This window comes from Rhizobium anhuiense bv. trifolii, assembly GCF_024346605.1.
Classification (GTDB): Bacteria; Pseudomonadota; Alphaproteobacteria; order Rhizobiales; family Rhizobiaceae; genus Rhizobium; species Rhizobium anhuiense.
The window spans coordinates 732,725-759,142 of sequence record NZ_CP098803.1 but is presented as its reverse complement, the minus strand read 5'-3'; the positions used below and the strand labels follow the sequence as shown (position 1 = coordinate 759,142).

Annotated in this window: 28 protein-coding genes, 1 tRNA gene and 3 pseudogenes; 16 read left to right on the top strand and 16 right to left on the bottom strand. The window is 61.0% G+C overall.

Features of this window, described 5'->3' with window-relative positions:
* Positions 1-4: 4 nt before the first annotated feature.
* From NE851_RS12335 to NE851_RS12320, 4 genes and pseudogenes are all read right to left on the bottom strand, one after another.
* Positions 5-676, bottom strand: coding sequence for a class I SAM-dependent methyltransferase (locus tag NE851_RS12335; RefSeq protein ID WP_254960698.1), 672 nt, complete (start codon positions 674-676; stop codon positions 5-7).
* Positions 677-1,101: 425 nt separating this feature from the next.
* A pseudogene (locus tag NE851_RS12330) lies at positions 1,102-1,384 on the bottom strand (hypothetical protein).
* 154 nt (positions 1,385-1,538) lie between these two features.
* Entirely contained in the window at positions 1,539-1,910 is a 372-nt protein-coding gene (locus NE851_RS12325) for a cell surface protein (protein ID WP_254960697.1), read from the bottom strand.
* A gap of 190 nt (positions 1,911-2,100) precedes the next feature.
* The gene (locus NE851_RS12320; protein ID WP_028755442.1) at positions 2,101-2,421 is read right to left on the bottom strand and encodes a hypothetical protein; all 321 of its coding nucleotides are present in this window, start codon (positions 2,419-2,421) and stop codon (positions 2,101-2,103) included.
* A 218-nt stretch (positions 2,422-2,639) separates the two neighbouring features.
* On the opposite strand from NE851_RS12320, the gene NE851_RS12315 reads away from it, so the two are divergent.
* Entirely contained in the window at positions 2,640-3,341 is a 702-nt protein-coding gene (locus tag NE851_RS12315; protein ID WP_183903714.1) for a class I SAM-dependent methyltransferase, read from the top strand.
* An 85-nt stretch (positions 3,342-3,426) separates the two neighbouring features.
* Here NE851_RS12315 and NE851_RS35345 read toward each other — a convergent pair.
* Positions 3,427-3,620, bottom strand: a pseudogene (locus NE851_RS35345) (hypothetical protein); the annotation flags it as partial.
* 341 nt (positions 3,621-3,961) lie between these two features.
* On the opposite strand from NE851_RS35345, the pseudogene NE851_RS12305 reads away from it, so the two are divergent.
* Positions 3,962-4,346 (top strand): annotated as a pseudogene (locus NE851_RS12305) (hypothetical protein).
* A 231-nt stretch (positions 4,347-4,577) separates the two neighbouring features.
* On the top strand, positions 4,578-6,062 hold the full coding sequence (locus tag NE851_RS12300; protein ID WP_254960693.1) for a SecDF P1 head subdomain-containing protein: 1,485 nt from the start codon (positions 4,578-4,580) through the stop codon (positions 6,060-6,062).
* A gap of 124 nt (positions 6,063-6,186) precedes the next feature.
* On the opposite strand, the gene NE851_RS12295 is transcribed toward NE851_RS12300, so the two are convergent.
* Both NE851_RS12295 and NE851_RS12290 read right to left on the bottom strand, forming a co-directional pair.
* Entirely contained in the window at positions 6,187-6,483 is a 297-nt protein-coding gene (locus NE851_RS12295; RefSeq protein WP_132573673.1) for a hypothetical protein, read from the bottom strand.
* A gap of 11 nt (positions 6,484-6,494) precedes the next feature.
* Complete coding sequence (locus NE851_RS12290) at positions 6,495-6,677, bottom strand: hypothetical protein (protein WP_047617130.1); 183 nt, start codon at positions 6,675-6,677, stop codon at positions 6,495-6,497.
* A gap of 201 nt (positions 6,678-6,878) precedes the next feature.
* Here NE851_RS12290 and NE851_RS12285 point away from each other — a divergent pair, with 201 nt between their 5' ends.
* Complete coding sequence (locus tag NE851_RS12285; protein ID WP_047617132.1) at positions 6,879-7,400, top strand: hypothetical protein; 522 nt, start codon at positions 6,879-6,881, stop codon at positions 7,398-7,400.
* Positions 7,401-7,731: 331 nt separating this feature from the next.
* Here the strand turns inward: NE851_RS12285 and NE851_RS12275 are convergent.
* From NE851_RS12275 to NE851_RS12265, 3 genes are all read right to left on the bottom strand, one after another.
* Positions 7,732-7,808 (bottom strand) — tRNA-Arg (locus NE851_RS12275).
* Positions 7,809-7,930: 122 nt separating this feature from the next.
* The gene (locus NE851_RS12270; RefSeq protein ID WP_028755455.1) at positions 7,931-9,451 is read right to left on the bottom strand and encodes an ATP-binding protein; all 1,521 of its coding nucleotides are present in this window, start codon (positions 9,449-9,451) and stop codon (positions 7,931-7,933) included.
* Positions 9,452-9,799: 348 nt separating this feature from the next.
* Positions 9,800-11,797: a methyl-accepting chemotaxis protein gene (locus NE851_RS12265; RefSeq protein ID WP_254960689.1), complete on the bottom strand. Its 1,998-nt coding sequence runs from the start codon at positions 11,795-11,797 to the stop codon at positions 9,800-9,802.
* Positions 11,798-12,214: 417 nt separating this feature from the next.
* Between NE851_RS12265 and rpmH the strand changes: the two genes are divergently transcribed.
* From rpmH to NE851_RS12225, 8 genes are all read left to right on the top strand, one after another.
* A complete protein-coding gene (gene rpmH / locus NE851_RS12260; RefSeq protein WP_008524438.1) occupies positions 12,215-12,349 on the top strand; it encodes a 50S ribosomal protein L34 in 135 nt (44 codons plus the stop codon).
* A gap of 21 nt (positions 12,350-12,370) precedes the next feature.
* Complete coding sequence (rnpA, locus tag NE851_RS12255) at positions 12,371-12,772, top strand: ribonuclease P protein component (RefSeq protein ID WP_028755457.1); 402 nt, start codon at positions 12,371-12,373, stop codon at positions 12,770-12,772.
* Positions 12,772-14,565, top strand: a complete 1,794-nt coding sequence (gene yidC / locus NE851_RS12250; RefSeq protein ID WP_132573679.1) for a membrane protein insertase YidC — start codon at positions 12,772-12,774, stop codon at positions 14,563-14,565. Before rnpA ends, yidC begins: the two co-directional genes overlap by 1 nt.
* A 154-nt stretch (positions 14,566-14,719) precedes the next feature.
* Positions 14,720-15,373 (top strand): ribosome biogenesis GTP-binding protein YihA/YsxC, encoded by a 654-nt coding sequence (gene yihA / locus NE851_RS12245; protein ID WP_028755459.1) that lies wholly within the window; start codon positions 14,720-14,722, stop codon positions 15,371-15,373.
* Positions 15,374-15,640: 267 nt separating this feature from the next.
* Complete coding sequence (locus NE851_RS12240; RefSeq protein ID WP_003545000.1) at positions 15,641-15,850, top strand: cold-shock protein; 210 nt, start codon at positions 15,641-15,643, stop codon at positions 15,848-15,850.
* A 133-nt stretch (positions 15,851-15,983) separates the two neighbouring features.
* Entirely contained in the window at positions 15,984-16,208 is a 225-nt protein-coding gene (locus NE851_RS12235; protein ID WP_003556111.1) for a hypothetical protein, read from the top strand.
* Positions 16,209-16,323: 115 nt separating this feature from the next.
* The gene (locus NE851_RS12230; protein ID WP_024323874.1) at positions 16,324-16,599 is read left to right on the top strand and encodes a hypothetical protein; all 276 of its coding nucleotides are present in this window, start codon (positions 16,324-16,326) and stop codon (positions 16,597-16,599) included.
* A gap of 121 nt (positions 16,600-16,720) precedes the next feature.
* On the top strand, positions 16,721-17,797 hold the full coding sequence (locus NE851_RS12225; protein ID WP_254960679.1) for a sensor histidine kinase: 1,077 nt from the start codon (positions 16,721-16,723) through the stop codon (positions 17,795-17,797).
* 63 nt (positions 17,798-17,860) lie between these two features.
* On the opposite strand, the gene NE851_RS12220 is transcribed toward NE851_RS12225, so the two are convergent.
* The 3 genes from NE851_RS12220 to NE851_RS12210 all read right to left on the bottom strand — a co-directional run bounded on the left by NE851_RS12220 (position 17,861) and on the right by NE851_RS12210 (position 19,798).
* Entirely contained in the window at positions 17,861-18,415 is a 555-nt protein-coding gene (locus NE851_RS12220; protein ID WP_254960677.1) for a fasciclin domain-containing protein, read from the bottom strand.
* A 127-nt stretch (positions 18,416-18,542) separates the two neighbouring features.
* A complete protein-coding gene (locus NE851_RS12215; protein WP_028755462.1) occupies positions 18,543-19,262 on the bottom strand; it encodes an anti-sigma factor in 720 nt (239 codons plus the stop codon).
* Entirely contained in the window at positions 19,259-19,798 is a 540-nt protein-coding gene (locus NE851_RS12210) for a sigma-70 family RNA polymerase sigma factor (protein ID WP_183906162.1), read from the bottom strand. The genes NE851_RS12215 and NE851_RS12210 overlap by 4 nt, the downstream gene beginning before the upstream one ends.
* Positions 19,799-19,941: 143 nt before the next feature.
* On the opposite strand from NE851_RS12210, the gene argB reads away from it, so the two are divergent.
* The gene (gene argB, locus NE851_RS12205) at positions 19,942-20,829 is read left to right on the top strand and encodes an acetylglutamate kinase (protein WP_025554810.1); all 888 of its coding nucleotides are present in this window, start codon (positions 19,942-19,944) and stop codon (positions 20,827-20,829) included.
* A 71-nt stretch (positions 20,830-20,900) separates the two neighbouring features.
* Here argB and NE851_RS12200 read toward each other — a convergent pair whose 3' ends face one another.
* The gene (locus tag NE851_RS12200; protein WP_047617144.1) at positions 20,901-21,671 is read right to left on the bottom strand and encodes an isocitrate lyase/PEP mutase family protein; all 771 of its coding nucleotides are present in this window, start codon (positions 21,669-21,671) and stop codon (positions 20,901-20,903) included.
* A 21-nt stretch (positions 21,672-21,692) separates the two neighbouring features.
* Entirely contained in the window at positions 21,693-22,742 is a 1,050-nt protein-coding gene (locus tag NE851_RS12195; RefSeq protein WP_254960673.1) for a bifunctional transcriptional activator/DNA repair enzyme AdaA, read from the bottom strand.
* 102 nt (positions 22,743-22,844) lie between these two features.
* Here NE851_RS12195 and NE851_RS12190 point away from each other — a divergent pair, with 102 nt between their 5' ends.
* Together NE851_RS12190 and NE851_RS12185 are read left to right on the top strand one after the other, a co-directional pair.
* Positions 22,845-23,552 carry a pyrimidine 5'-nucleotidase gene (locus NE851_RS12190; RefSeq protein ID WP_047617147.1) on the top strand — a complete coding sequence of 236 codons (708 nt, stop codon included), beginning with the start codon at positions 22,845-22,847 and terminating at the stop codon, positions 23,550-23,552.
* A gap of 169 nt (positions 23,553-23,721) precedes the next feature.
* Entirely contained in the window at positions 23,722-24,360 is a 639-nt protein-coding gene (locus NE851_RS12185) for an EF-hand domain-containing protein (RefSeq protein ID WP_025554967.1), read from the top strand.
* A 78-nt stretch (positions 24,361-24,438) separates the two neighbouring features.
* Here NE851_RS12185 and NE851_RS12180 read toward each other — a convergent pair whose 3' ends face one another.
* Positions 24,439-25,305 carry an LOG family protein gene (locus NE851_RS12180; protein WP_025603433.1) on the bottom strand — a complete coding sequence of 289 codons (867 nt, stop codon included), beginning with the start codon at positions 25,303-25,305 and terminating at the stop codon, positions 24,439-24,441.
* A 194-nt stretch (positions 25,306-25,499) separates the two neighbouring features.
* On the opposite strand from NE851_RS12180, the gene dapD reads away from it, so the two are divergent.
* The gene (gene dapD / locus NE851_RS12175) at positions 25,500-26,360 is read left to right on the top strand and encodes a 2,3,4,5-tetrahydropyridine-2,6-dicarboxylate N-succinyltransferase (RefSeq protein ID WP_254960668.1); all 861 of its coding nucleotides are present in this window, start codon (positions 25,500-25,502) and stop codon (positions 26,358-26,360) included.
* The last annotated feature ends 58 nt before the right edge of the window (positions 26,361-26,418 follow it).

The following is a 26,418-nucleotide window of genomic DNA, read 5'->3' as shown; positions in this document are numbered from 1 at the left end:
CAGTTCAGCCGCCGGTTTCGTTGCAAAAAGCGGCGACATCGTCGATTTCGGTCTCGCTGTTGCGATAGCTGAAGCGCTCGCGCGACAGTTCCAGCGGCTTACGGCGCGAAATCCTGTAAACGGAGGCCGGCGGCAGGTTGCGCACCGTGCCGCCGATGCGCACCGCCTTCAGGCCGAGACGGTCGAGGATCGGCCGCGGCACCGGGCAGCGCGGACCGTAGGTAAATTGATAGACCGCCCCGCCCGGCCGCATATAGGCGAAGGCGCCGGCCATGATCGAGGCGATCTTGCGCGGCGACATGGAAAGCAGCGGCAGGCCGCTGACGACAGCGCCAACCGGTTCGCCGTCGAAAATATCGGCATGAGCGAGCTGGGCCGCGTCCATCTGCAACACACGCGCCGTGGGGAAACGCGCCTGCAGAGAGTTTATGAACTCCGGACCGTATTCGATCAGCGTCAGATCCGCCTCACTGACGCCGCGCGCCAAAAGCGCGCGGGTGAAGACGCCGGTGCCCGGGCCGAGCTCGATGATCGGCCCGTCAAGTGCGGCAATTTCACTGGTCATGATCCTGGCCAGCGAATCGCCCGACGGCGCGATGGCCGCGACGCGAAGCGGGTTGCTGATCCAGGAGCGGAAAAAATGCAGGAAATCGGAGCCTGCGGCCTTTGCGGTCATGACTATCCCACCTGTCTGAAATTCGATTGATTATGAAAAGCGACCATCGCGGCGAGCATGGCAATTCCAAGGCAGACAGGTCAATCGCTCTTCGATGCGGCTTATTGCAGCGCCGGCATCCAATATTGTTTGATTCTGTACTTATTGCATTTTTGCATTTGATGCAAGATATGGGCGTGACCGTTGCGGAAGGCCATGTCGTGGGCTGGGGTCCCGCCCCTCATCCGCCTGCCGGCGCCGACCGGGGTCGAGCCACGGGTCTCGACCCGTCCTTCGGACCCCAGCAAACGGGGCGAAGGGACCATGCCGCGACCTCTCCGTTCCCACTAACCTTTCGCGGGGCACGTCCCCTCGCCCCGCGAGCGGCGAGAGGGTTGGGGTGAGGGGCAGCCACAAGCGCGAACAGGAGGACTACCGCACTGGCCTCAGTAGTTGCAACTGGAACTGCTCGTCGGGTTGAAGCCGAGCTTGCAATCCATGTTCAACGGCTTCTTCGGGTTCATCATATAATGGGTCGAGCCCGTGGTGTCCGAGGCGCGCGCGCCGGTCGCGCTCAACCCTGGTTTCCTGGCCGGCAACCGGACGCGTGGCTGCACCCTGCTCCGTCGCGCTCGACTGGAGGGGAGCTGCCGTGACCGAGAAAGCGGAAAGGCCGAGCATTGCGCCGAAGGCAGCGGCCATCAGGCCGTTGTTGAACGTGGTGGTCATCATCGTCTCCTTGGGAGGATTCAGGGAATTTGCGCCCCGGAGTTAGGAAGGCGATTTGTCACATACTACGGCGCCGAAACAGAGGTCACGGATATGTGAGCGGCACGCCGAGCAAGAAAAAGGCGGCTCGTCGCCGCCTCTTTCCTGTGCCGGCTCAATAGCCGTTATCACACGGCATGCTGCCGGGGCCGATCGATCCAGAAAACTTAGGGTTGCACATTTCCGGTGCTGCCGGCCTGTTCACCGGCTCGCGGATAATGGAGCCCGTAGTGCCGGCTTCGACGCCGAAGGCGGCCAGCGGATACCAATAGCCATCGGAATGGCGGCGTGTGCCGGGGCGTTCGGTGCGGAAGCCCTGATAACCATGCCAGGATCCGGCATGTGGTTTATATTGCACCGTTTTTACCTCCGAAATACCGGGCGGGAAAGCCGTCGGGGCGGGAGCCGCCTGCACCGATGCAATCGACGCGAAGGCGAGAAGGGCGGCGAGCGCGGCGGTGGAAGGGGCAAGTCTGAGCATCTTCATGATAAACCCTCCTTACTGGATTTATCTCGGGAGAATGCCTTCCCCACCGGCGGAGTTCCGTGGCTCACATGCAATTCCAAAACTCGTGATTGCAGGCGATCCGGCGTGACTAAATCGCCGAAAAACGTGAAAAGTCGCGATCAGAAGAAGGCTCAAAGAGCAGCCGGGCTGAAACGCGAATTCTCTGTTCTCAATTCGCGTATAATGTCCGGTAGCCCTGGCCGGAGAGGCAGGCGACATATTGACGATGGGCGGCGGCGCGCGCCGTGGTTTCCGCCTCCAGCTCATCGGCCCCGGCATAACCGGTCAGCTGGGCGCGCAGCTGATACTGCTTCCGCGCCTCGTCATACATGGCGTTGCCGTCGGTCATGCAAATGCCGTGCGCAACAGAAGGCGGATTGACCGGCACGCCGACTGCCAGGAGCACGGGATCATTGGCATGGTCGACACAGCCGGCAAGCGCCGTCATCATCGCCAGGGCAGCCAGAGCCCGAAAAATTCCCACCATCATGCATTCCTCCGGCCGAAGCGCCTCTGAGCTGCGGATACATCAGGAAGGTTGCGCGAAACTAGGCAAATCACCCTTTCAGACAAAAGCCGCCGCTTGTCTATTTCGGGCACGCGGGCCAAGAGTGGCGGGCGCCCCGAATATGTTTAAAATATTGCTAAATTATTACATTGATGCTTACTTACAATAGTAGACACTAATCTCTCCGGGGGAGGAAGATTATGGCTTCGCCGTGGGTAAACGACGCGCTGTCGCATGCACAATCAGCGTTTTCCAGCAAGATCAACACGGATATCCTTGAGGTTGGAGGCGGCTCTCGCACGCATATCCCACTAAAAGGCGCGCGATATACGGTCCTCGACATTTCTAAGGAGCAGCTCGAGAAGAACAAGGACGCCGCGGAAAGAATCCTCGGCGATGCTCAAACCATTGACTATGGAGATCGCCACTTCGACGCCTGCGTCTTCTGGGACGTTCTCGAACATCTGGAGAGCCCGCGCTCCGCCTTGTTGAGGGCCCATGATACCCTGTCTCCCGGCGGCCTGGTGTTCGTCAAAGGTCCGATCCTCAGTTCCGCCAAGGGGATCTTCACCGATCTCACACCCTGGTGGAGCCATGTCCTGTTCTATCGCTACGTGCTGCGGCAGAAAAACGCGGGGAAGCCGGGCTATGCGCCGTTTCGCGTCGAGCACGCCGCCGAGGCATCCCATTCGGAGATTGCCCAGACATTGAAGGAACTCGGCATGGATATCGTCTTCGTCGGCGAATATGTGTCGACCCAGGTGCATGCGCTCAAAGACAGAATTCCCCCGCTTTATTGGCTCTATGAGGCTTTCGGCCTTCTGCTGCGCACAGTGTCGGCCGGAAGGATCGGGGGACGGGAGACGGAGTTCCTGATCGTCGCCAAGTGCCTTCGACAGTAACTCCCCACCAAAATCTATATAGCAGTTCGGAATCCCGAAATTGGCTGCGCTATTGAAATCATTCCATATTTCCGATGCCGACAGCTCACGAAGCGCGGCGAATTTCGGATTCCCGAAGCGGGGGAATTTCGGGATCCCGAAGTGGCGTTTTTTCTTCCTGCCGACGCGACCGCGTTTGTCAGCGGCAATCTTGCGGTCGGTCTCGGACCATTTCCGGCATCTTTCGGCCGTGCATCGCTTCCACTCGTCGGTGGGCGGCGCGCCTTCATGATCACCGACATCGCCCGCGTCTTTCCCTGACTGGTTCGGCTTTTGTCGCGAGGGTTGAATTCCGCCATCAGCCCCTCGCCCGTGTTGCCGGCCGATCCTTCGGCAATCTACTCACCCTGCGAGACCGGGAATTCTGTTCATAAAGCGGGCGGCGGCCCAGGCTCGTCCCGGCGACCAACTCGCCGATAAGGAAAAATTTGCTCGACATTCGGCATTCCATGGTTGCAATTGCGGGCAACCTTAGCGCAAGAACAATCCATGAACTAGGAAAATATTCTTAGTTTGGATCTTACATTGTTCGGTTGTGTCTGCTAGGATCAATGCACTGAATCTCGAGGGGTAGGAGCGCGATGCGAATGATCGGCATGGGGGAAAAGAGCGTGGTGGTTTGCGGCAAGCGATTGCTGGTCTTGTTTTCGATCTTGCTGGCAAGCGCCGTCCAGGCCTTTCCCTGCGATCAGCTGGTCGTGATCTCGAATTGGTCGTTCTGTGCGACCGGCAATGTGAGCGCTGAGGGCGGCGCCGCTGATTGGAAAATCGTTCCCGCATGGACTCACCCTGGCAAACCACGGGCTTTGCAACGCCAAATTCCGTCGCGTCGTCCTCTGCCAGCCGGGATGGCAAACGGGCAACCCGGATGAGTGCTCATACCTGGTTTGCAGCGGCTATTACTCATCCTTGTTCGGGAAGGAAGAAAGGGAAGCCTATATGAAAGACCATCCGGACGAGCAATAGTTTTTCGCTTCGCTGTCTTGAGGCTTTTCGCTTCGCTGTCTTGGGGCAGAGACCGGAGCGGCCGCTGAGAAATAACCTTAATCTCCCGATCTCGATGTTGAAAACCTGAAGCGGCTTCGCGCAAAACGATTATTGCGACAGGGGTACTACCCATCCTCTTCATCGGCAAATATGCTCGCTACCGGCAGCCGGAAGATGCCGCAACCTTCAATGTTCAGAGGCCTTGCCAGCATGACGTCATTGTACAGGAAGAGTTTTGTCTGGTTTTTCCTGTGCCTCACACTCTCCCATCCAGCATGGTCCGCCGACGGCATCGAGATCCCGGGCTACGCGCCGGCGACGGGCGTCGAGCGCAGCTACCGCGTTCAAAAAGCAACTGAGACCGATATGTCGTTCTGGTTCGACAAGCCAGGCGCCTCGGCCATGACGATGCGCGGCGCGTTTCGCCAGCGTATGACGATGCTGTCGCGGGATGAAGACGGCATGCGGGTCCGCTGGTCCCTCAGCGCCGATTTGCCGGAAGGCACCGCTGGCCTTGCCGATAGTTATCAGATGAACCTGCTCTATCGGACTTCCCTCACAGCCTATGGCACCGCCACGCTCGAATTCGAAACCGACCTGAACGGCAACCCGCGCACTCTCTCCGATGCCGATCAGATCGTGGCGCATATGCGGGAGATGGCCGCCGGCGGCGCTCCCGCAGCCGGCGGCTCCGCGGCACGGGAAAGCGGGGGCTATGACATCATCAACAAGATAGAGGCGAACCCTCTGCTGATTGTTGCCGCCCTGGTGCCGGAGGCGCAACTGCTTGCCACAGGGCAATCCTATCAGGCGGAGACGATGGAAATGGGACGGGCCTCAGTGGTATCCCGAGACGAGGACTATGGCGGCATCAACGTCCCGGTGACCTCGACCTGGACCCTGAAATCCACAGACGCAACCGCAGGCACGGCAACCCTTTCCCTCTCGGAGGAAGCCGACGCCGCAGCGCTCAGCCAATCGCAGCAGCCGGTGATCGCAAATTTGATGAGCAGCTTTGCCGAGCGGGCAAAGAGCCTGACCGCCGATCAACTGGCTTCCGTAAAACGCGCCAGCAAGAACCGAAGCGTCGAGTTCGTGGTGTCCCTGAACGATGGCTCGACGCTCGAAGCATCGGAGATCGTGACCGTTACGACAGGAGGGGCAACGTTTCGCACATATACCCATATCCAACGCGAGGACATGCCGGCCAAGCTGCCGCTGCCTGCCGTGCTCACGGCAAAAGACTTGCAGACGCCTGATTTGGGCATCGAGCCGCTGCCATCGGCCAAGACCGGGCCGGGCATCCTGGATGAACTTTCGACACCTCCTGCCCCGCCAACGGCATCACAAGATACGACCGTTGCCGCAGATGATGACGGGGCCAAGGCGATTGCGCCTGTCTCGCTTGAGGTGAAGAGCGCAGAGGTAACCCTGTCCCCCGGGTCCTACGACCACGGACTGAATATCGAGCTCACCCCGGAAGGCGCTGCCGAATTCCGCGATTTCACCCAGGCGGCATTGGGGCGACAAACGCAGATGCTGATCAACGACAAGGTCGTCATGGAACCCTGGATGAGGGAGCCGATCATGGATGGCCGCATTGTCCTGACAGGAACAGATAGGAAAGATTTGGAAGCGCTGGCGGAGCAGTTGAAGGTTCCCGGGGCCAAGATTCTTGTCCGGGTACGCCCATGAGGGTGCCGCCTGTGTCGTCCGCCTTGCCAGCGGCATCATCGGCCGCGCCCTGATCAGCTGCCCTTCATCTCAGCCGCTGGGTCGGTCGCTAACGGCAAAGAAACGGGGGAACCGGCGAGGGACTTCAATCCTGTGCTTCGGGGATCAGGCGTATCAGAGTCCCATCCCTCGCCGCGGCATTGATTGCCGTTGCGATCAACCGGAGCGGTCCACTGGCGATGAACATATCTAGCGCAGGACGTTTTCCGGGACCCGGATCGATAAAGGCTGAACACCGGTGATCCGAGTCGAGCATCGCCATGAATGATGTGGCGACGATTGCTTCGCCGCAGGCGGCGCATCGAAGAATGTACGAACCGCCATGGACGATCGATTCGGTTTTATCCGATCCGCAGGACGGGCAGGCCAACATATCGTTCATTGCGGATGAGCCTATGAGGCGGCGGCCAGAATGATGGCGATGGCAAGCAGCAGGGGACCCATCCACTTGAAGTGGCGGACCACCGGCGGCCGGCTGGCCGGATTGCCGGGAAAGGGCAGATAACCAAAGCCGACGGACGCCATCCACAGGCCGGCGCAAAACATGATGATTTCATCGATATAGGCTGCGATCATTGCCTCTCTTGCCTCTGGATCGGCGCTGCGATTTCCGTCTCCACGCCCGATGCCACTCATCCTACCCATGCGAACGGCCAGACGGAAGAGAAGAGTGGAGCCCAGAGATTAAACTTGGGGTAGCATAGTTGCTTCGAATCCCCTAGGCATTCGAACTCGCAACACACGAATCCGCTACAGCCACTTTCTCGGGAATGATCCATGCACAACGCCAAATTTATTCGCCACGCTGGCTTCTCCGCATGCGTCGCTTTTGCGGCATTCCACGCCGGCGAGGCTCTGGCCGAGTCGGCCAATGACAAGTTCTTTGACGCAGCCCTTTGCAATCCACCCTATACGATGACATCGGCAATGAAGATCTATGATGTCGTGGAAGCTTTGGCCAAGCCGGACACGTCGTCTCTGGGTGCGGCGATCTACAAACTCCCGAACCAGATAGTCCGCGACGGCTTTAAGTCGACCGAGGTTTTCTTTGCAAGCAACGCGGTTGGAATATTGGTCGAAGGTGAACGCGCCGACGATCTGGCCGCAAAATACGGCTTGAAGCGCGAGACCTCGGACCTGCTGGGGACATCCACCAAGGGCTATTCGCGCGAGCTGCCGGCAGATCTGCAGCCGGAACCGGGAATGGCCGGACCCGGAAAGGTCTCCATCATTGCCCGCCAAGGCAACGCCCTGCCAGGCAAAACCTTGCTGGCGTGTGAATTCGTTCAGGAATTTTAAGAAGCGCATAAGCGCGTAAAACAGCGGCACCAACCCCCTTTCGAAATGCACATACCAACAGTTCGCTGATCGAGAAGAGCATCTCGGCCATGCCGCACGCCACGCCGGATGAATCGCCCTTGAGGGCCCGGATCAGTGGGTGGTTATTCAGGCGACCCAGGCCGCAACATGAGCGTTGGTCAAAGACTGGCCGACCGGGGCGCGGCAGGCGTTCGTCGACGCTGCGATCGAAGCCGGAGGAATGAAGCCAAGGGTTCTGGCACATGATGCCGCCCGTGTGCACCCAGTCATACTGGGAGCCTGCGGCTCTGGGCTAAGTAATTGGGAAGAATGGCGCACCCGAAGAGATTCGAACTCCTGACCCCCAGATTCGTAGTCTGGTGCTCTATCCAGCTGAGCTACGGGTGCGTGCAAAATGCGGCGGTGCCGCTTGCGTGGCGATCCTCTAAAACGTCCTTCGGGACAATGCAAGAGCATTTCTGAAAAAATCGCGTCTTTGCCTGTTCGCAGCAGCGCCTTGCCGGGCGAGGTCACTTTTCCAAATGCGTCCGGCTGCGGTAATCCTCCAGCGAAACCGGGCGATCGGGGATCTCGATGCGGAACTGGGTGCCGACCGTCGGCTTTTCCACCAGCGCGATCGTGCCGCCATGGGCCAGCACCAGCTCGCGGGCGATGGTGAGGCCGAGGCCCGTGCCGCCGGAGCGGGCGGAACCGCGGAAGGCGGCAAAGAGGTTTTGGCGGGCCTTCAGCGGCATGCCCGGACCGGTATCGTCGACCGTGATGCTGACGACGCTGCCGACGCGCTGGGCGGCGACGGTGATGCGCCTCAAGGTACCCGGGGCGCCCTCGCCCGGCGCGGTCAGCGCCTGCAGCGCGTTGCGGCAGAGATTGTGGATGACGCGGAAGAGCTGTTCACCATCGGCATCGACCTTGAGCTCGGCGCCGATCTGCTCGACGAATTCGATGCCGCTCTGCGGATCGATCGCCAGTATGTCCTTGACCTCCTGGGTCAGTTCCAAAAGCAGGATATGGCGGCGGCGCGGCGCCGATTCGCTCGCCTTGCCGTAAGACAGCACCTCGGTGGTATAGCCGACGGCGCGGTCGATGGTGCGCAGCAGCTTCGGAGCGAAGCTCTTGACCATCGGATCGTCGACATCGACGAGACGGTCCGACATAAGCTGCGCCGACGCCAGGATATTGCGCATGTCGTGATTGATCTTGGAGACGGCAAGGCCGAGAGCGGCAAGGTTCTTCTGCTGCTTCAGCGTCTTCTGCAGCTCCATCTGCATCGAGGTGAGGTTGCGGCCGGCGACCGCCAGTTCGTCGCGGCCGCCGTCGCCGATATAGATATGGGCCGGGTTTTCCGGATCGGAGGAGAATTGCTGCATGCTGCCGGTCAGCCGGCGGATCGGGCCGATCAGGATGCGGTTGATCGCAAAGAAGATCAGCGTCGCAGTGAAGACGGAGATCAGCACCGACAGAAGGAGGACGTTGCGGGAATAGGCGAACATCGCCGTGCGCAACTGCCTGTCCCTCATCACCACCTCGACGCCGGTGTTGGTGTCGCCGACGGGGCCATAGACGCGGATCATCCTGCTGCCGCCGAAGATCAGCGTGTCGAGCGCATCGCGTATCGCCGTCATTGGCGGCACGTCGGTGAGATCATAGGCTTCATCGACGGAGGTCGGCATATCGGTGGTCGCCAGCAGCCGCGAGGTGCCGTCCTTGCGCAGCACGATCGCCTTGGTGCCGGTTGCCTCCAGCGTTTCCTTCTGCAGTGCCCGCGGCAGCTCGACCGGCTGCAGCCCGTCGATGACGATGGCGGCGGCGGCGGCCGTGTTCAGCCTGTCTTCCAGCCAGCGTATGCGCATGCTGGCAACCGAGGGGAAGAAGATCAGGATTTCGGCGAGCATGATGAAGAAGACGGTGAGCCAGAGCAGCTTGCCGGAGAGCCCGCCGAACATGCGGGCAGACGGGCACGGCGCCCTCGCAGCCTCGCCGGCCGCCGGGGTCTCCGCCGAAGGATTGTCACCCTGGTCTTTCATCGGCATTCGTGTCTCGCCCGATCGGCAGCATTTGCGCCGCCCTTACCGCTGGAGCTTTATATTAGACCAAGATGCTCCGCTTTCAAATCTTTGCGAGCAGCGTCACGTCCAGCTTGGAGAAGGAAGGCCCCCCAACCCCTCCCCACAAAAGGGGGGGACTAATTTGCGGCGCCCACGCGGCAAATATCAGCCTTTCCGCGGGTGAAACGACGAAGTGGGAAGCGCGGTGCGACAGGTTAAGCCCCTCCCCCTTGTGGGGAGGGGTTTGGGGCGGGGTCTTTGCCCGGCGCGGGCCGGGCAGAAAAAACCAACGCCGCCCGGAGGCGGCGTTGAAAGGCGCGTGATCAGTAAAGCTTAGAACTCTTCCCAGCTCTGTTCGGCGGGCGCCGCGTTGCCGCCGAAAGCGCGGGCGACCTTGGCGATCGCCCGGCGGGCAGGCGAGGCGACGGGCCGGTGCGGCTCGTTGCGGACGAGCGCCACAGGCGCCGGCGCACCGTCCGACAGTTTGAAGCGGGCAATGAGGCTCACCAGCCCATCGGCTTCGGCCGACAGCCTGTGCGTGGCGGCGGAGGTCTCTTCGACCATCGCGGCATTCTGCTGGGTTACCTGGTCCATCTGATTGACGGCGGTATTGACTTCCTTGAGGCCGGTCGACTGTTCGGTCGCGGCTGTCGCGATCGAATGGATATGGTCGTTGATGGCGATGACGCGGGTGCCAATTTCGGCGAGCGCCTCGCCGGTCGCCTGCACCAGCTTGACGCCGACCTGCACCTCATCGCCCGACTTGGTGATCAGCGCCTTGATGTCCTTGGCCGCGGTTGCCGAACGCTGGGCCAGTTCGCGCACTTCCTGGGCGACCACCGCGAAGCCCTTTCCGGCCTCGCCGGCGCGGGCGGCCTCGACGCCGGCATTCAGCGCCAGCAGGTTGGTCTGGAAGGCGATCTCGTCGATGACGTTGATGATCTGGCTGATTTCGCGCGACGCCTGCTCGATGCGGCCCATGGCCTCGACGGCATTGCGCACGACGACGCCGGAGCGGCCGGCATTCTCCTTGGCTTCGGACACCATGATGGTTGCTTCATGCGCCCGCTCGGTGGAATTCTGGACGACAGCGGTGATCTCATCGAGGGCGGCCGAAGTCTGTTCGAGGGCAGCCGCCTGCTGCTCGGTGCGCTTCGACAGGTCGTCGCTGGCATTGCGCAGTTCGGCGGTGTTGCTGTTCATCGCTTCCGTCGTCTCGCGCACTTCGCGCATCGTCGCCTGCAGGGTGACGAAGGTATTGTTGACGTTCTGCTGCAATTCGGCGAAGGCGCCCTGGAAGCTGCCGCGCATCGTCTGGGTGAGGTCGCCTTCGGCAAGGCTTGCGATGACGCGGCGGGTCTCGCCGATGCCGGCATCGACGCTCGCCAGCAGCGTGTTGATGTTGCCGGCGAACTGGTTGAGGTTCTCGTCCTCGTAGTCCTTATCGATGCGGTGGCCGAAATCGCCGGCCGCGGCCGCAGCCACGACGACGGACATGCTCGACTGCAGGTCGTCGCTCTTGGCGCGCATCGCCGCCTCCTGAGCGTTCAGGCGCTTGATGGCAAGGCCGTTCGCCTTGAAGACGGCGACCGCTGCGGCCATCTCGCCGATTTCATCCTGGCGTCCGGCGAAAGGAACCTCGGCCTCGAAATTGCCGTCGGCAACCTCCTTGATCGCATGGGTGACGCGCTTGATCGGGCGGCTCAGATGGCTGGTGCCGATGTAGAAGCCCATGCCGATGCCGGCCGAAATGCCGATGCCGGTGATGCTGAGGACGAGCATCAGCACCCAGGAGCGGAAGCTTTCGATCTCGGCGTTGACGGTCTGCAGCGCGGCCTTGTCGATGGCGACGACCGCGTCGATTTCCGCCTGGAACGCCTTGCGGTTGGCGCGGTTGGCCTCATTGTTGCCCTGTTGGCTGGCGGCCTCGGGGCCGACCTCGGTACCGAGGCGGGCCGTTTCCGCGCGGAAGGTGCGGAATTCCGCAGCGCGGGCGACAAGCTTGGCAAAACTGTCCTTCTCATCCTCGGGAACGAGCGGCGCCCAGCCCGCGATGACCTTGTCGATCTCGTCGAGGCCGGCCAGCAGGCCCTTGGCAAAATTCGGCGTATCCTTGATCGTCTTGGCGGCATAAATGCCGCGCGATTCCATCACCACGGCCGTCACGAAACGGTTGAGACGTTCGCCGGCATAGGCGCGGGTGGCGGCCTGTTCGTAAGCCGTCAGGTTGCGACTGTATTCGTGCATCGCGGACAATGCCGTTGCGCCGATCAGAAGCGCGACCGCGCCCATCACGCACACCAGCAGATTAATTTTGCCACGGATCTTCAATGCAATGCCCTCCTAGCTACGCCACTGCCTGGAAAGCAAATTCCAGCCCATGCGCTGAATATCGGCGACATTTATTAAAGTTAGATTTCCAATATTTACGATTATGCCGAGGGAAAATTATCCCTGTTGGACGCGGTCGCGGGACGTAACCCCCTGCAAACCAGGCTTATCGATCGCTTGCGGCACCAAATTACAACCGCTCGGAGCAAGCGGAAATTCTTAACACCAGAGTGCGAAAATTACTTCGGGCCGACGGCGCAAAGTGAAATTATCGGGTATAATTGACTTTCTGAGGCTTCATCCGTATAAGCCGCCGCACGTCCGGTCACTCAGCCTTTTTGGCTCGCCCGTTCGAAAAACAACGCTCCTTGCATTATGCAAATTCAAGAAGGGCCGCACTCCGCGGTATTCAAATAAATGAAGCGTACCTACCAACCATCCAAGCTTGTTCGCAAGCGTCGCCACGGCTTCCGTGCGCGCATGTCCACGAAGGGTGGCCGCAAGGTCATCGCTGCCCGCCGCGCGCAGGGCCGCAAGCGTCTTTCGGCTTAAGGCCGGATTGCCCGGTAAGAGATGGCGGGCGAATTGACGACCAGTGAGAAGAAACACACTGTCGGGCGGCTGAAGAGCCGCCCGCAGTTTCTTGCCGCGCGCGAGGGCGAAAAACGCCGGGGCGGCCTCTTCCTTCTCGAAGTCCTCGACCGGAAGGAACCCGACAGCCAAGCCCGTGTCGGTTTTACAGTCACCAAAAAACATGGCAACGCGGTCGAACGGAACCGTATGCGCCGCCGCCTGAAAGAGGCGGTGCGGCTTCATGCGGGGTTTGCAATGCAGCCCGGACACGACTATGTGGTTGTCGCGCGCAGGGACGTGCTTCAGGCGTCCTTCAAAGAATTGGCCGCGGAACTGAAATCCCGCGTGGAAACCAGGCCGAAACACCGGCGCTCCGGAGACGGACGCCCCAGGAACGTATGATGGAAAACAACCGCAATTACTTCATTGCGATCGCTCTCTCGGTGCTGATCGTCCTCGGCTGGCAGTTTCTCTATATGAATCCGCGCATCGAGACCCAGCGCAAGGCGCAGGAAGCCCAGAAGGCGCAGCAGCAGACCGAGCAGGCGCAGCAGCCCGCAGCAAGCGGTCAGGCGCCGGCCCAGCCGAGCGGTGCGGCCCCTTCCAGCCAGGCGGCCGCGACGGCGACGCTCGAGCAAGCGCTGCAGAAGTCGCCGCGCATTGTCATCGATACCCCGGCACTTTCCGGTTCGATCAACCTTGCCGGCGCCCGCCTCGACGATCTGAAGCTCAAGGGCTATCACGAGACCGTCGACGACTCGAGCCCGATCATCACGCTGTTCAGCCCGGCCGAAACCAAGGACGGCTATTTCACCGAACTCGGCTATATCGGCAGCGATGCGACGGGCAGCGTTCCCGGCCCCTCGACGCTCTGGACCGCACCTGAGGGCGCCAAGCTCACCGAAAAGACGCCGGTGACGCTGACCTATACGAACGACAAGGGCCTGACCTTCACCCGCACCATCTCCGTCGACGAACGCTACATGTTCACCGTCGCCGACAAGATCCAGAATGCCGGCCAGGCGCCCGCCTCGCTCAATTCCTACGGCCGCGTCACGCGCTACAACAAGCCGACGACGCCGTCGGTCTACGTCCTGCATGAAGGCTTCATCGGCGTCATCGGCGACGACGGCCTGGTGGAAACCAAATATACCGCCGCCGAGAAGGAAGCCGTGAAGCCGGCCAAATCCACCGGCGGCTGGCTCGGCATCACCGACAAATACTGGGCCGCGACGATCGTTCCGCCGCAGACCAGCCCCTATGAGGCAAGCTTCTCGCATTTTCCCGACGGTCAGCCGCGCTATCAGGCCGACTACAAGGAAGATGCCTTCACCGTTGCGCCGGGCCAATCGATCGAGCTGAAGAACCTCGTCTTTGCCGGTGCCAAGGAAGTGCCCGTCATCGACGGCTATGAGGCGAGCTACTCGATCCCGAAGTTTGACCGTCTGATCGACTGGGGCTGGTTCTATTTCATCACCAAGCCGATGTTCAAGCTGATGGACTTCTTCTTCCGCTACTTCGGCAATTTCGGCGTGGCGATCCTGTGCACCACCATCGTCGTCAAGCTCCTGTTCTTCCCGCTCGCCAGCAAGCAATATGCTTCGATGGCCAACATGAAGCGCATGCAGCCGAAGATGGAGGAGTTGAAGGCGAAATTCGCCGACGACCGCATGGGGCTGCAGCAGGCGACGATGCAGCTCTACAAGGACGAGAAGATCAATCCGATCGCCGGCTGCTGGCCGGTGGCGCTGCAGATCCCGATCTTCTTCTCGCTCTACAAGGTGATCTACATCACCATCGAGATGCGGCATGCGCCCTTCTTCGGCTGGATCAAGGATCTTTCGGCGCCCGATCCGACGACGATCGTCAATCTGTTCGGCCTGCTGCCCTTCGAGGCCCCGACCTTGCTGCATCTCGGCGTCTGGCCGCTGATCATGGGCATCACCATGTTCGTGCAGATGCGCATGAATCCGACCCCGCCCGATCCGACCCAGGCGATGATCTTCAACTGGATGCCGCTGGTGTTCATGTTCATGCTGGCAAGCTTCCCGGCCGGCCTCGTCATCTACTGGGCCTGGAACAACACGCTCTCGGTGCTGCAGCAGTCGGTGATCATGAGGCGCCACGGCGTCAAGGTCGAGCTCTTCGACAATCTGAAGGGTCTGTTCCGACGAAAAGAAGCGCCGTCGAAATGACGCCTGCCAAGCCCCGCTCCGGCGGGGCTTTTCTTTTCCGGGCGTCGGTGGACGGGCGCAGGTAAGACCCTGCAAGCCGCCTCTAAAGCTTGACATCTGCCCGCAAAACCATGAAGCCCGGTAAGACACCCAACCCAGAGATTGCAGAGCCCGCATGCCCGACACCGAAAAGCCGCTCTTCGGCCACCCATGGATCTTCATCCGCGGCGTGCCGTCCCTGAACTTCCTGCCGCCGGAAGGGCCGCTGGAGGTAGCCTTCGCCGGGCGCTCGAATGTCGGCAAATCCTCGCTGATCAACGCACTGGTCGGCCAGAAGGGCCTGGCGCGCACCTCGAACACGCCGGGACGCACGCAGGAACTCAACTATTTCGTTCCCGACGGCTATTCCGGCGAAGGCGGCGACCTGCCGCCGATGGCGATCGTCGACATGCCGGGCTATGGTTATGCGCAGGCGCCGAAGGAGCAGGTCGACAAGTGGACCAAGCTGGTTTTCGATTATCTGCGCGGCCGCGCGACGCTGAAGCGCGTCTACGTGCTGATCGACAGCCGCCACGGCATCAAGAAGAACGACGACGACGTGCTCGACCTGCTCGACAAGGCTGCCGTCTCCTACCAGATCGTGCTGACCAAGACCGACAAGATCAAGGCGGCCGGCGTGCCGAAGCTGCTGGCCGAAACAGCCGACAAGATCCGCAAGCGCCCGGCCGCCTATCCCGGCGTGCTCTCCACCTCCTCGGAAAAGGGCGATGGGTTGGACGATCTGCGCCAGGCGATTGGCGAAACCGTCGGCATCGCCCGCTGGAAGTAGAAGGCGCACGCGCCCCGGACGCGGAGCCCTGTTTGGTGTAAAGGTCTCCGCGGCACCCATAAGTTGAAGGCGGCGCAGTAGGAAAACTAACGGTTGACGACGCAAGCGTGATGAGCTAGATAGCGAGCATCGAATTTTGCTTGCTGGCTTGGTTATCGCGCGATTGGCACCGCGCTCTGAACGAACTTCCTTTCAAAAATCGCTATCATCATCCGCATCGCCTTGGCGTTGCGGTTCTTCAATATTGCTATGAAAGGGTTCATCATCATGGCCACTGGCACAGTTAAATGGTTCAACTCCACCAAAGGCTTCGGCTTCATTCAGCCTGACAATGGCGGCGATGACGCCTTCGTTCACATCTCCGCCGTCGAGCGCGCCGGAATGCGCGAACTCGTCGAAGGCCAGAAGATCGGCTTCGATCTCGAGCGAGACAACAAGTCGGGCAAGATGTCCGCCTGCAATCTCCAGAACGCTTAAATCGGTATCTGCTTCCCTGTGACCACGGATGTACTGGCACTGCCGGAAGCACGTTATCAATCCAAGGCCAGGCGATTTGCCTGGCCTTTTTTGTTTTCGCTCGCGCGTCGAGCCCTCCAATATCGGAGCCAACATGACTGAGACATACAGCAAATCTCGCCAGCGGGCGGAGATTGCCTTCGGCAACGTCCAGACCCAATTCTTCGCGAAGAACCAGGCGGCCGAAGAGCTTGAATCCGACGCCCAATCGCAACAGGCGAAGACGTTGCGGCTTCGGGAAGCCCGGCTTGCGAGGGAACAGAGTGACCGGGTGTCAGCAACCTCGGCCCTCATTGCCAAACGCGCCAGGGCCCGCTGAGATCACAACCCGATCGACAAGGCTCGCGATTGCGTCTGAAATGACGGGCTTGCAGATCGCGCGCTGCAGCATGGCCGAAGGCGTGCTGGCATTCACTCGCACCAAGGAAGCGTCAATGGCAGAGACTGCGAACGAACTTCAATCGATCAATACCGCCTGGCAGATCGCCATTCAGGAGATCCTGCGCATGGTGATCAGAGACATGTATCACGGCGGCGGCGAAGCGTCGTTCAGGACCCATATCAAGCGTATCGAAGAAGCGGCCGTCGACAGCATCTACACGGATTTGCGGCTGCGCGGGACAGATGAATGGACGGAAGTGCTGGTCAAGGAAAGGGCGAGCAATTTCGTCACGACCCTGCTGACGTCATTTACCTATGACCGGGCTTAAATCACCCTGTGGCCGGCAATCGGCGGACGTGCCGCCGATCAACGCTTGCGTCCCCGCAGGTTTTAAAGCAACCCTAGTTCTCCTGTTGTGCGGGAGCAGCCGCGTCCAAGAGTAAGATTTGATGACCGATAGCAAAGACCAGCCGATTTCGCCGGAAGGTGTCGGCAACTTGCCCCATCTTGCCGAAGCCCTTGATGACGACCGGTTTCGACACTTTCTCGATCATGTGCCATTCGCCGTGGCTGTCTCAGAACTCAGTGGCGACGAGCCGCTGATTTACGTCAACCTCGAATTCGAACGGCTGACGGCGCTTGAGGCAATCGAGGTCCAGGGAAAACCTTGGCCGGAAATTAAACTGAACTCCACCGCTGTCTCCGGAGAGGCGTCGCTCACGGCCGCTGTGACAACTGCGGAGGATTATATTGGCGCCTTCTCGCTGGTGGCCGAACCCGAGAGCACCGTCATTGTCGATGTCTGGTCGAATACGATCGTCGACGATGATGACACGCCACTCTTCCGATTGGTGGCCTTTGCTGCCCGCAATGAGGCGACGGCCGCTGAGAGCTTCAGCGAACTGCTGACGGAGAAAGATGTCCTTCTGCGGGAACTTCAGCATCGCGTGAAGAACAATCTTCAGATGATCACGGCACTCATCCGAATGGAGGCGCGCAATGCTCAACAGAATGAGGAAAGCGAGAGGTTTGCGCGGCTTGCCGGGCGGATTGAAGCCTTGGCCCTGCTCTATCGCTCGCTGTCAGACGAAGAGAAAGGCGCCACTGTCGATCTTGGCACCTATGTCAGCCAGATTGCCGCCTCGGTGATGGCGGCCCACGCGGTGGAAGGGATCCGGCTGGACATGAAGGTCGATACCTGGCCGGTTTCGGTCGATGTCGCCATGCCGGCCGGCCTCGTCATCAACGAACTCCTCACCAATACGCTGAAGCATGCCTTCGTGGGGCGTGATGGCGGCGAAATCACGCTCCGCTGTGTCGTCAGCGATACCGGGTGCAGGATCACCGTTGCTGATAACGGCGTCGGCCTTCCCCAAGATGTGACCTGGCCGCAGGCGGGAAAACTGAGCGCGATGATCGTACAGTCGCTGAAACAGAATGCCCGCGCCGAGGTTGAAGTAAGCTCGTCCCCTGGCACCGGCATGAGTGTCTCCCTCGTCTTCCCGAGAGCGAAAGCGGCCCAATAGCCACCTCGTCAATTTGCGTTAGGGGCGCCTCAACAGCGCCCCATGCCTTCGCCGATACGAGACTTACATCTTCGGCAGCAGCACCTTGTCGACGACGTGGATAACGCCGTTCGACTGTTTGACGTCGGCGATGGTCACATGGGAAACGCCGCCGTTTTCATCGGTCAGCGTGATCTTGCCCTTGCTTTCGCGGGCTTTCAGCACGCAGCCGCCGACGGTCTTGATGTCGTGCTCGCCGCCGTCATCCTTGATCATCTTGGCAACGGTCTTGGCCATCGCATCGGCGGCAACGACGTGGCAGGTCAGAACCTTGGTGAGCGTCGCCTTGTTTTCCGGCTTCAGCAGCGTTTCGACGGTACCCTTCGGCAGGGCGGCGAAAGCTTCGTTGGTCGGCGCGAAGACGGTGAAGGGACCCTTGCCCTCGAGCGTGCCGACGAGGCCGGCGGCCTTGACGGCTGCGACCAGCGTCGTGTGATCCTTGGAATTTACGGCGTTCTCGATGATGTTCTTGCTGTCGAACATTGCAGCACCGCCGACCATCGGGTTCTTGGCGGCAGCAAAGGCGACAGCCGACATGGCGGTGGCGAGCGCGAAGCCGCACAATACGGACTTGATCATGATTTTCTCCTCACCGGACCCCATCCGCCGGCTTTATGCCTGAGCGTCGTCCGGACATTTCGAACTACGACGGTCCGCGCCGAAGAGTTTCAGACAGGAGAAAATGATTTTTACGGCCGGCGTGATTTTACGGCCGGTGCAGGGGTCCGCTTGCGATCACCGGGCCGGTCGCCTGGCCGGTCGGCGAGCCGCCGAAGGGTTCGAGGCTGACGGCGAGCGTTGCACCATCGGCGATATGGCTGCGCAGATCGGCGGGAATGACCAGTTCGCCGCTTTCGCCCGGCTGGAAGACGCCGAGCGATTTCGGCAGGCCGCTGCCCGGCACCAGCCAGAGTTCCAGCGACTTCTCTTCCGGCTTGCCGGCGGCGACCGGCACGATCTTCAGCCGGCCGCTCTGCAGCTCATAGGAGGCAAGAAGATTGATGGTGCTGTTCTGGCCCGAAAGCGACGCCACCAAAGGCGCCGGTCCCTGCGGCTGCGGCACCACGCCGGAGGCGAAGATGACGGCACTGACGGCGACGATGACGCAAGCAAAGCTCAGCGAGCGCCAGAAAACGGCGGAATTCCAGAGCCCATGCGAAAAGGATGCGGCCTTTTGGCTATCGCCGAAAAGCCGCGCCTCGATCTGCTTGAAGGTTTCCCGGTTCGGAGCAACACCTTCATACTCGTCATTGAAGGCGGAAAGATTGGTTTCCCAGCGGCTGACGATCGCCGCGAAAGGCCGATCGTGGCGCATGCGCTCTTCCACCACCCGGCGGTCCTGCAGCGACAGGACGCCAAGCACATATTCGCCGGCGAGAACCTCGTCGCGGGAGCGGTCTCCCTTGCTTTTGTCGGGCGATGTCATCGTTCCATGCACTCTCTCAGTTTCAAGAGGCTGCGCCTGAGCCAGGTCCGCATCGTGTTCAGCGGGACACCAAACTGATCGGCCAGTTCCTGATAGCTCAGCCCTTCGACATAAGCCCGTTTCACCGCGACCGCACGATCAGCTTCCAACTCTTCCATGCAGGTGTCAATCCGCCTTCCTTCATCCTTCGTCACCGTCTGCATTTCCGGGTCGGGTCCGGCATCGGCAAGATCGTAGGCACTGTCGAGTTCGTCGGCGACAGGCTTGCGCGCCCGCATCGCATCGATCGACCGGTTGCGGGCGATTGCGGCCAGCCACGCCGACGACGAACCCGTGGCTGGCTGGAAGCTCCGAGCGCGTTGCCAGATGCTGATATAGACTTCCTGCAGGGCTTCTTCGGCTTCCGTGCGATCCTTCAAGATACGCAGGCAGACCGCAAAAAGTTTCGGTCCGGTCTGGTTGTAGAGGGCCACGAAAGCCCTGCGGTCGCCGAGTGCGACGCGGCCGATCAGGTCTGCGATCTCATCGCCTTGCATGGCGTTCCTCATCTCAAGCTTGCGTGCGCCGGGCGGCGAAGTGCTCCGGCTCCGCGCCAGATACGAAAAACTATTACCCTCTGGATTATTCCCTCTGTCAGAAACTTGCGATAAAAGGCCGCGATCAATTCCGCGGGGTTCCCATGAACGAAACCGAAAGCGAACTGCAGGCACGGCTTCTGGCCAAGGCGCTGCCCTTCATGCAGCGTTACGAGAACAAGACGATTGTCGTGAAATATGGCGGCCACGCCATGGGCAATCCCGAGCTCGGCAAGGCCTTTGCCAGCGACATCGCGCTCTTGAAGCAATCGGGCGTCAACCCGATCGTCGTTCACGGCGGCGGCCCGCAGATCGGCGCCATGCTGAACAAGATGGGCATCGAATCGAAATTCGAAGGCGGGCTTCGCGTCACCGACCAGAAGACGGTCGAGATCGTCGAGATGGTGCTCGCCGGCTCGATCAACAAGGAAATCGTCGCGCTGATCAACCAGACCGGCGAATGGGCGATCGGCCTTTGCGGCAAGGACGGCAACATGGTCTTCGCCGAAAAGGCACGCAAGACCGTGAAGGATCCGGATTCGAACATCGAGCGCGTGCTCGATCTCGGCTTCGTCGGCGAAGTGGTCGAGGTCGACCGCACACTGCTCGATCTGCTCGCCCGCTCCGAGATGATCCCGGTCATCGCGCCGGTGGCGCCCGGCCGTGACGGCGCGACCTACAATATCAATGCCGATACTTTTGCCGGCGCCATCGCTGGCGCGCTGAACGCCACCCGGCTGCTTTTCCTGACCGATGTGCCCGGCGTGCTCGACAAGAACGGCCAGCTCATCAAGGAGCTTTCCGTCGCCGAGGCGCATGCGCTGATCGCCGACGGCACGATTTCAGGCGGCATGATCCCGAAGGTCGAGACCTGCATCGATGCGATCAAGGCCGGCGTCCAGGGCGTCGTCATCCTGAACGGCAAGACCGCGCATTCCGTGCTGCTCGAAATCTTCACGGAGCACGGCATCGGAACGCTGATCGTTCCCTGATCGAGGCTTGCGCCCTTCGCTGCGAAGGGCGCATCGTCCTGATCTCGCGACTATCGCCAGGGATATCGGCGTCAAAGCTGGCTATAAATCGCCGCCGCTTCTTGCTTCAGCTTGTCCATCATCGACCGGTAAGGCCCCGGACCATAGCTGATGCGGCCGACGCCGAGCCCAGCCAACGTTTTCACGTCAGGGGCGCCCGTCCTCATCATGACGTTGACCGGCAGCGGCGATGCCGCGCAGATCTTGTCGATCAAGGCGGGATCGATCAGGCCCGGCACGAAGAAGCCGCTGCCGCCGGCCGCCGCATAGGCCCTGCCGCGCTCGATCGCCTCATCCACCAGACCGGCATGTTTGGCAAGATCGCTCTCGGCGAGGAAGAGGTCGGTGCGGGCGTTGATGAAGAAAGCGATGCCTTTGGCTTCGGCCATGGCGCGAATGGCGCGGATGCGGGCCGCCTGCCTGTCGATGGGATAGAGCCCGCTGCCGGCGACCACCTGATCCTCGAAATTGATGCCGACCGCACCGACCTCCACCAGTTTTGCCACATTGGCCGCAGCCCCCTCAGGCTCGGCCGAATAGGCGCCCTCGAAATCGACCGAAAGCGGCAGGTCGATGACCGAGGTGATGGATTTCGCGGTCTCGACCAGCACCGACATCGGCAACTTCTCGCCATCGGCATAACCATGGGCAGCGGCGACCGACCAGCTTCCCGTCGCCAGCGCCTTGGCGCCGGCATCGGCAACGGCCTTGGCCGTCCCGGCATCCCAGATATTGTAGAGAACGACCGGATCGCCCTTCCGATGCAATGCGCCGAATGCCTTGGCCTTTTCGTTCTGGTTCATGCTGTCTCCTCCATCTCACCCTTATACTCTGATCTTCTCTTCATGCCGCAGAAGCCATTGCTTGCGCCATAGTCCGCCGCCATATCCCGTCAGCGATCCGTCCGCGCCGAGGACGCGATGGCATGGCACGATGATGGCGAGCTGGTTGGCGCCATTGGCACGGCCGACGGCGCGCACCACTTCCGGCCGTTCCATCTCTCTTGCGAGATCGCCATAGGCGCGCGTCTGGCCGGCAGGGATATCGATGAGCTTTGCCCAGACATGTTTTTCGAAGGCCGTGCCGCCAAGCGCCAACGGCGTCTTGAAGACCGTCAGCCGCCCCTCGAAATAGTCCCTGATCTCAGCCTCGATCTGGTCGATCGCCGGCGTGCGGCCGATTGCGACCGAGGAGCGGACGCGCTTTTGCAACGCCTCGAGCTCGGTCGGCAGCGCGTTACGGTCATGAAATTCGAGGAGATGCAGGTGCGTCTTGTCGGCAACCGCGATCATCGGGCCGAGCGGCGTGTCGAACCAGTCGGCAAAAAGCAGTTCGCGGTTCTGCGACAGCGCCGGCGCCTTGCCGATGAGCCGCTGAAAAGCCGCTCGAAAACCACTTGGGGATTGATATCCCGCATCGAGCTGCGCATCGATGACACGCGCGCCGTCGGCCAGTTGCCGCGCCGCCTCGCCGAGCCTGATATAGCGGACGATATCGTGGAAGGTCATGCCGAGCGCCCGTTTGAAGGCGCGGCGCACGGTCGAGGGATCGTGACCCCGGCGCACGAGTTCATCCTCGCTCCAGCGCAGTTGCGGCGCGCGATCGAGCTCTGCCAGCAGTGCGTCGACGATCGGCTCCCTGCCCGGCTGCTCCAGCGGCCTGCAACGACGGCAGGGGCGGAAGCCGGAATGCATGCAGGCGGCGATCGTGTCGAAAAAGATGGTATTTTCCCGCTTCGGCTTGCGTGCCGGGCAGGTCAGCCGGCAGAAGATGCCCGTCGTCTTCACGCAGACATAGGCCTGGCCCTCATAATCGGCGCTGCGCGCGATCAGGGCGTCATAAAGCGTATCGTCATCGGGGCGTTCGAAAAGCATGCCGGCTTTCTAGCATCCTCGGCCGCGGCCGTCCGCCGAAAATCGGGCGTCTATTTCTTCTTGTCGATTTCCTTGGGCGAACAGCCGTGCCATAAGACCGCCATGACAAAGATCGACCGCAAACCTGATAAAGCCGATTTCGCGCACGTCACAGATTGGGTCTTCGACCTCGACAACACGCTCTATCCGCATCATGTCAATCTGTTCGCGCAGATCGACAAGAACATGACGGCCTATGTCGCGGCGCTCCTGCAGATGGAGCGGGAAGAGGCGCGCAAGCTGCAGAAGCAATATTATCTCGACCACGGCACGACGCTGCAGGGCCTGATGATCCATCACGGCATCGACCCGAACGACTTCCTCGAAAAGGCGCATGCGATCGACTATTCGGCGCTGACGCCGCAGCCGGAACTCGGCGAGGCGATCAAGGCGCTGCCGGGGCGCAAGTTCATCTTCACCAATGGCAGCGTCAGGCATGCCGAAATGACGGCGGAGGCGCTCGGCATTCTCGAGCATTTCGACGATATCTTCGACATCGTCGCCGCCGACTACGTGCCGAAGCCGGCGCAGGCGACCTACGACAAGTTCACGGCGTTGAAGCGCGTCGAAACCGGCAAGGCGGCCATGTTCGAGGATCTGCCGCGCAACCTGACGGTGCCCAAAGCGCTCGGCATGCAGACCGTGCTGCTGGTGCCGCGCAATCTCGAAGAGACGGTCGTCGAATGGTGGGAAAAGACCAGCGGCGAAGAGGATCATATCGATTTCGTCACCGACGACCTCGCCGCCTTCCTCGGCAAGATTACCGGCTGACAGCCAGTCTTTATTTGATGCATGTCGTTGTCCCAAAACCGCTGCACAGTTTTGGGCGACATGCATTGATTACGAAGTTTTCACTTAGCTTACCGATGTTTAACTGGGTCTTTCGGGGCTGCTGCCGTAGCTTCTTTCGTGAGGGGACACCTTACGAAAGGCAAACACGATGTACCGCAACAAGCTGATACTGGCAGCGCTTTCCTCCACCCTCATCTTCGGCGCAGCCGCCGGAGCAGGCTATGCCGCACCCGGTGACGGGCCGCGTCAGCATCCCGGCAGGCACGGTCCCATGCACGGTGGGGGACCTGCCGCCTTCCGCGAAATCACCTATGTCCGCATGCTCAAGCAGTTCGACACCAACAAGGACGGACAGATCTCCAAGGACGAGGCGACCGCCGGCATCGACAAGGTCTTCGCTGCGATCGACACCAATAATGACGGCTCGCTGACCCCGGGCGAAATCCAAGCGTACCAGAAAGCGCAGATGCAGGCGATGAGAGATCAGCGCAAGCAGGAGGCTGGGGAAAACAAGGATGCGAACGCCGCAGCCGAGACGGCGGACAATGACGACCAGGGACGGCCGCCTCGCGAAGGCCACGAGGGTCGCGACGGACATCGCTGGATGCGCCATGGCGGCAACATCATGCGTGCCTCGATCATGATGCACCGGGTCGACACCGATCAGAACGGCCAGATCTCCAAACAGGAAGCCGAAGCCGCCATCGACAAGCTGTTCACCCGGATGGACCGCAACAAGGACGGCGTCATCTCGATCGACGACATGCCGGACCGGCCGCTTCTGTAAGGCCGGACAAACCGATATCTTTCCCCGCTCCGGCGGGGAAAGAGTGGGAGGTTCGGCGAAACGCCGCGTTTCTTGTCCTTATTCGCGGTGTTCGTAGAAATCCTGGATGATCTTCCATGCGGCTTCGGCCGTATCGACGAAGCTGATCAGCTTGACGTCGTCGGGCGCGATCGTGCCGAATTCGGCCAAAGCATCGAAATTGATGATGCTTCGCCAGAAGGTCTCGCCGAAGAGGATCAGCGGCAGGCGCTCCATGCGGCCGGTCTGGATCAGTGTCAGGCATTCGAAGAATTCGTCGAGCGTGCCGAAGCCGCCGGGAAAGACCGCGATCGCCTTGGCGCGCACCATGAAATGCATCTTGCGGATGGCGAAATAGTGGAAGTTGAAACTGAGCTCCGGCGTCACATAGACGTTCGGCGCCTGCTCGTGCGGCAGCACGATGTTGAGGCCGATCGACGGGGCGCCTTCGTCGGCGGCGCCGCGATTGCCGGCCTCCATCACGCCGGGGCCGCCGCCGGTGACGATGACATATTCGTGGAAATTCAAGGTGGCAGAATATTTCGAGCAGAGCCGGGCGAATTTGCGCGCCTCGTCATAATAGACGGAGGCCGCCTCCAGGTTGACGCGCTGGATATCGTTGCGGGCTGCCCAGGCGCTCTGGCCGGGGGCGGGAATGCGGGCGCCGCCGAACATGACGACCGTCGACTTGATGCCGCGTTCGGTCAGCATCATCTCCGTCTTCAGCAGCTCCAGCTGCAGGCGGATCGGCCGCAATTCCTCGCGGCAAAGGAAATCCTCGTCGACATAGGCAAGGCGGTAGGCCGGCGACATCGTCTGCGGCGTCTTCGGCACGGCTTCGGCACGCTGCCTGTCGGTCGAGCTGCTCTTCAGCGGGTCCCATACGCCATCCTTGCGCCGCGAACCGCCGTTTCGTCCCTTCGCCATATCGTAATGCCTTTCAGTATTGCCGGCCAAGAAGCCGGATATGTCGCTATAACGCCTTGAATCCAGATATGATCTTGTCGGAAAAATCATTCCGTTCTACGGGTTCATGCTGTAGAGCAGGATTGACCCCCGCCAACCGCAATTCCGGAGACTTCGCCGTCTCCACGATAAAGATCGAAGTTTAAGGAATTCTCATGAGCGCCACCGACCTCGCATCCCTCGAAAAGACCATCGAAGCCGCCTTCGACAATCGCGACAATGTGAACATGTCGACGAAGGGCGAGGTTCGCGATGCGGTCGAGACAGCACTCAATCTGCTCGATGCCGGCACGGTCCGTGTCGCGACGCGCGGTGCCGACGGCGCCTGGACGGTCAATCAGTGGCTGAAGAAGGCCGTGCTCTTGTCCTTCCGCCTCAACGACATGGAAGTGGTCAATGGCGGCTCGGGCAATTCCACCTGGTGGGACAAGGTTCCTTCGAAATTCGAAGGCTGGGGCGAGAACCATTTCCGCGCCGCCGGCTTCCGCGCCGTGCCGAACTGCGTCGTGCGCCGCTCGGCCTATATCGCCCCGAATGCGATCCTGATGCCCTCCTTCGTCAATCTCGGCGCCTATGTCGGCGAAGGCACGATGGTCGACACCTGGGCGACGGTCGGTTCCTGCGCGCAGATCGGCAAGCATGTGCATCTCTCCGGCGGCGTCGGCATCGGCGGCGTCCTGGAACCGATGCAGGCCGGCCCGACGATCATCGAGGACAATTGCTTCATCGGCGCCCGTTCGGAAGTGGTCGAAGGCTGCATCATCCGCGAAGGCTCGGTGCTCGGCATGGGTGTCTATATCGGCAAGTCGACCAAGATCGTCGATCGCGCCACCGGCGAGGTGACCTACGGCGAAGTGCCGCCCTATTCCGTCGTCGTCGCCGGCTCGATGCCGTCAGGCAATGCGACGATGGGCAACGGCAAGCCGGCGCCGCATCTCTACTGCGCCGTCATCGTCAAGCGCGTCGATGAACAGACCCGCTCGAAGACCGGCATCAACGAGCTGCTCAGAGATTGATGACACCGGGACATTGATCCGGTAAACAGTCGGCGTCTTTTTACGCGAGGCAGCCCTG

Bases quoted from the DNA above. Each gene is read 5' to 3' on its own strand.
- NE851_RS12335 (WP_254960698.1), bottom strand. From the start codon at position 676: ATGACCGCAAAGGCCGCAGGCTCCGATTTCCTGCATTTTTTCCGCTCC.
- NE851_RS12325 (WP_254960697.1), bottom strand. From the start codon at position 1,910: ATGAAGATGCTCAGACTTGCCCCTTCCACCGCCGCGCTCGCCGCCCTT.
- NE851_RS12320 (WP_028755442.1), bottom strand. From the start codon at position 2,421: ATGATGGTGGGAATTTTTCGGGCTCTGGCTGCCCTGGCGATGATGACG.
- NE851_RS12315 (WP_183903714.1), top strand. From the start codon at position 2,640: ATGGCTTCGCCGTGGGTAAACGACGCGCTGTCGCATGCACAATCAGCG.
- NE851_RS12300 (WP_254960693.1), top strand. From the start codon at position 4,578: ATGACGTCATTGTACAGGAAGAGTTTTGTCTGGTTTTTCCTGTGCCTC.
- NE851_RS12295 (WP_132573673.1), bottom strand. From the start codon at position 6,483: ATGAACGATATGTTGGCCTGCCCGTCCTGCGGATCGGATAAAACCGAA.
- NE851_RS12290 (WP_047617130.1), bottom strand. From the start codon at position 6,677: ATGATCGCAGCCTATATCGATGAAATCATCATGTTTTGCGCCGGCCTG.
- NE851_RS12285 (WP_047617132.1), top strand. From the start codon at position 6,879: ATGCACAACGCCAAATTTATTCGCCACGCTGGCTTCTCCGCATGCGTC.
- NE851_RS12270 (WP_028755455.1), bottom strand. From the start codon at position 9,451: ATGCCGATGAAAGACCAGGGTGACAATCCTTCGGCGGAGACCCCGGCG.
- rpmH (WP_008524438.1), top strand. From the start codon at position 12,215: ATGAAGCGTACCTACCAACCATCCAAGCTTGTTCGCAAGCGTCGCCAC.
- rnpA (WP_028755457.1), top strand. From the start codon at position 12,371: ATGGCGGGCGAATTGACGACCAGTGAGAAGAAACACACTGTCGGGCGG.
- yidC (WP_132573679.1), top strand. From the start codon at position 12,772: ATGGAAAACAACCGCAATTACTTCATTGCGATCGCTCTCTCGGTGCTG.
- yihA (WP_028755459.1), top strand. From the start codon at position 14,720: ATGCCCGACACCGAAAAGCCGCTCTTCGGCCACCCATGGATCTTCATC.
- NE851_RS12240 (WP_003545000.1), top strand. From the start codon at position 15,641: ATGGCCACTGGCACAGTTAAATGGTTCAACTCCACCAAAGGCTTCGGC.
- NE851_RS12235 (WP_003556111.1), top strand. From the start codon at position 15,984: ATGACTGAGACATACAGCAAATCTCGCCAGCGGGCGGAGATTGCCTTC.
- NE851_RS12230 (WP_024323874.1), top strand. From the start codon at position 16,324: ATGGCAGAGACTGCGAACGAACTTCAATCGATCAATACCGCCTGGCAG.
- NE851_RS12225 (WP_254960679.1), top strand. From the start codon at position 16,721: ATGACCGATAGCAAAGACCAGCCGATTTCGCCGGAAGGTGTCGGCAAC.
- NE851_RS12220 (WP_254960677.1), bottom strand. From the start codon at position 18,415: ATGATCAAGTCCGTATTGTGCGGCTTCGCGCTCGCCACCGCCATGTCG.
- NE851_RS12215 (WP_028755462.1), bottom strand. From the start codon at position 19,262: ATGACATCGCCCGACAAAAGCAAGGGAGACCGCTCCCGCGACGAGGTT.
- NE851_RS12210 (WP_183906162.1), bottom strand. From the start codon at position 19,798: ATGCAAGGCGATGAGATCGCAGACCTGATCGGCCGCGTCGCACTCGGC.
- argB (WP_025554810.1), top strand. From the start codon at position 19,942: ATGAACGAAACCGAAAGCGAACTGCAGGCACGGCTTCTGGCCAAGGCG.
- NE851_RS12200 (WP_047617144.1), bottom strand. From the start codon at position 21,671: ATGAACCAGAACGAAAAGGCCAAGGCATTCGGCGCATTGCATCGGAAG.
- NE851_RS12195 (WP_254960673.1), bottom strand. From the start codon at position 22,742: ATGCTTTTCGAACGCCCCGATGACGATACGCTTTATGACGCCCTGATC.
- NE851_RS12190 (WP_047617147.1), top strand. From the start codon at position 22,845: ATGACAAAGATCGACCGCAAACCTGATAAAGCCGATTTCGCGCACGTC.
- NE851_RS12185 (WP_025554967.1), top strand. From the start codon at position 23,722: ATGTACCGCAACAAGCTGATACTGGCAGCGCTTTCCTCCACCCTCATC.
- NE851_RS12180 (WP_025603433.1), bottom strand. From the start codon at position 25,305: ATGGCGAAGGGACGAAACGGCGGTTCGCGGCGCAAGGATGGCGTATGG.
- dapD (WP_254960668.1), top strand. From the start codon at position 25,500: ATGAGCGCCACCGACCTCGCATCCCTCGAAAAGACCATCGAAGCCGCC.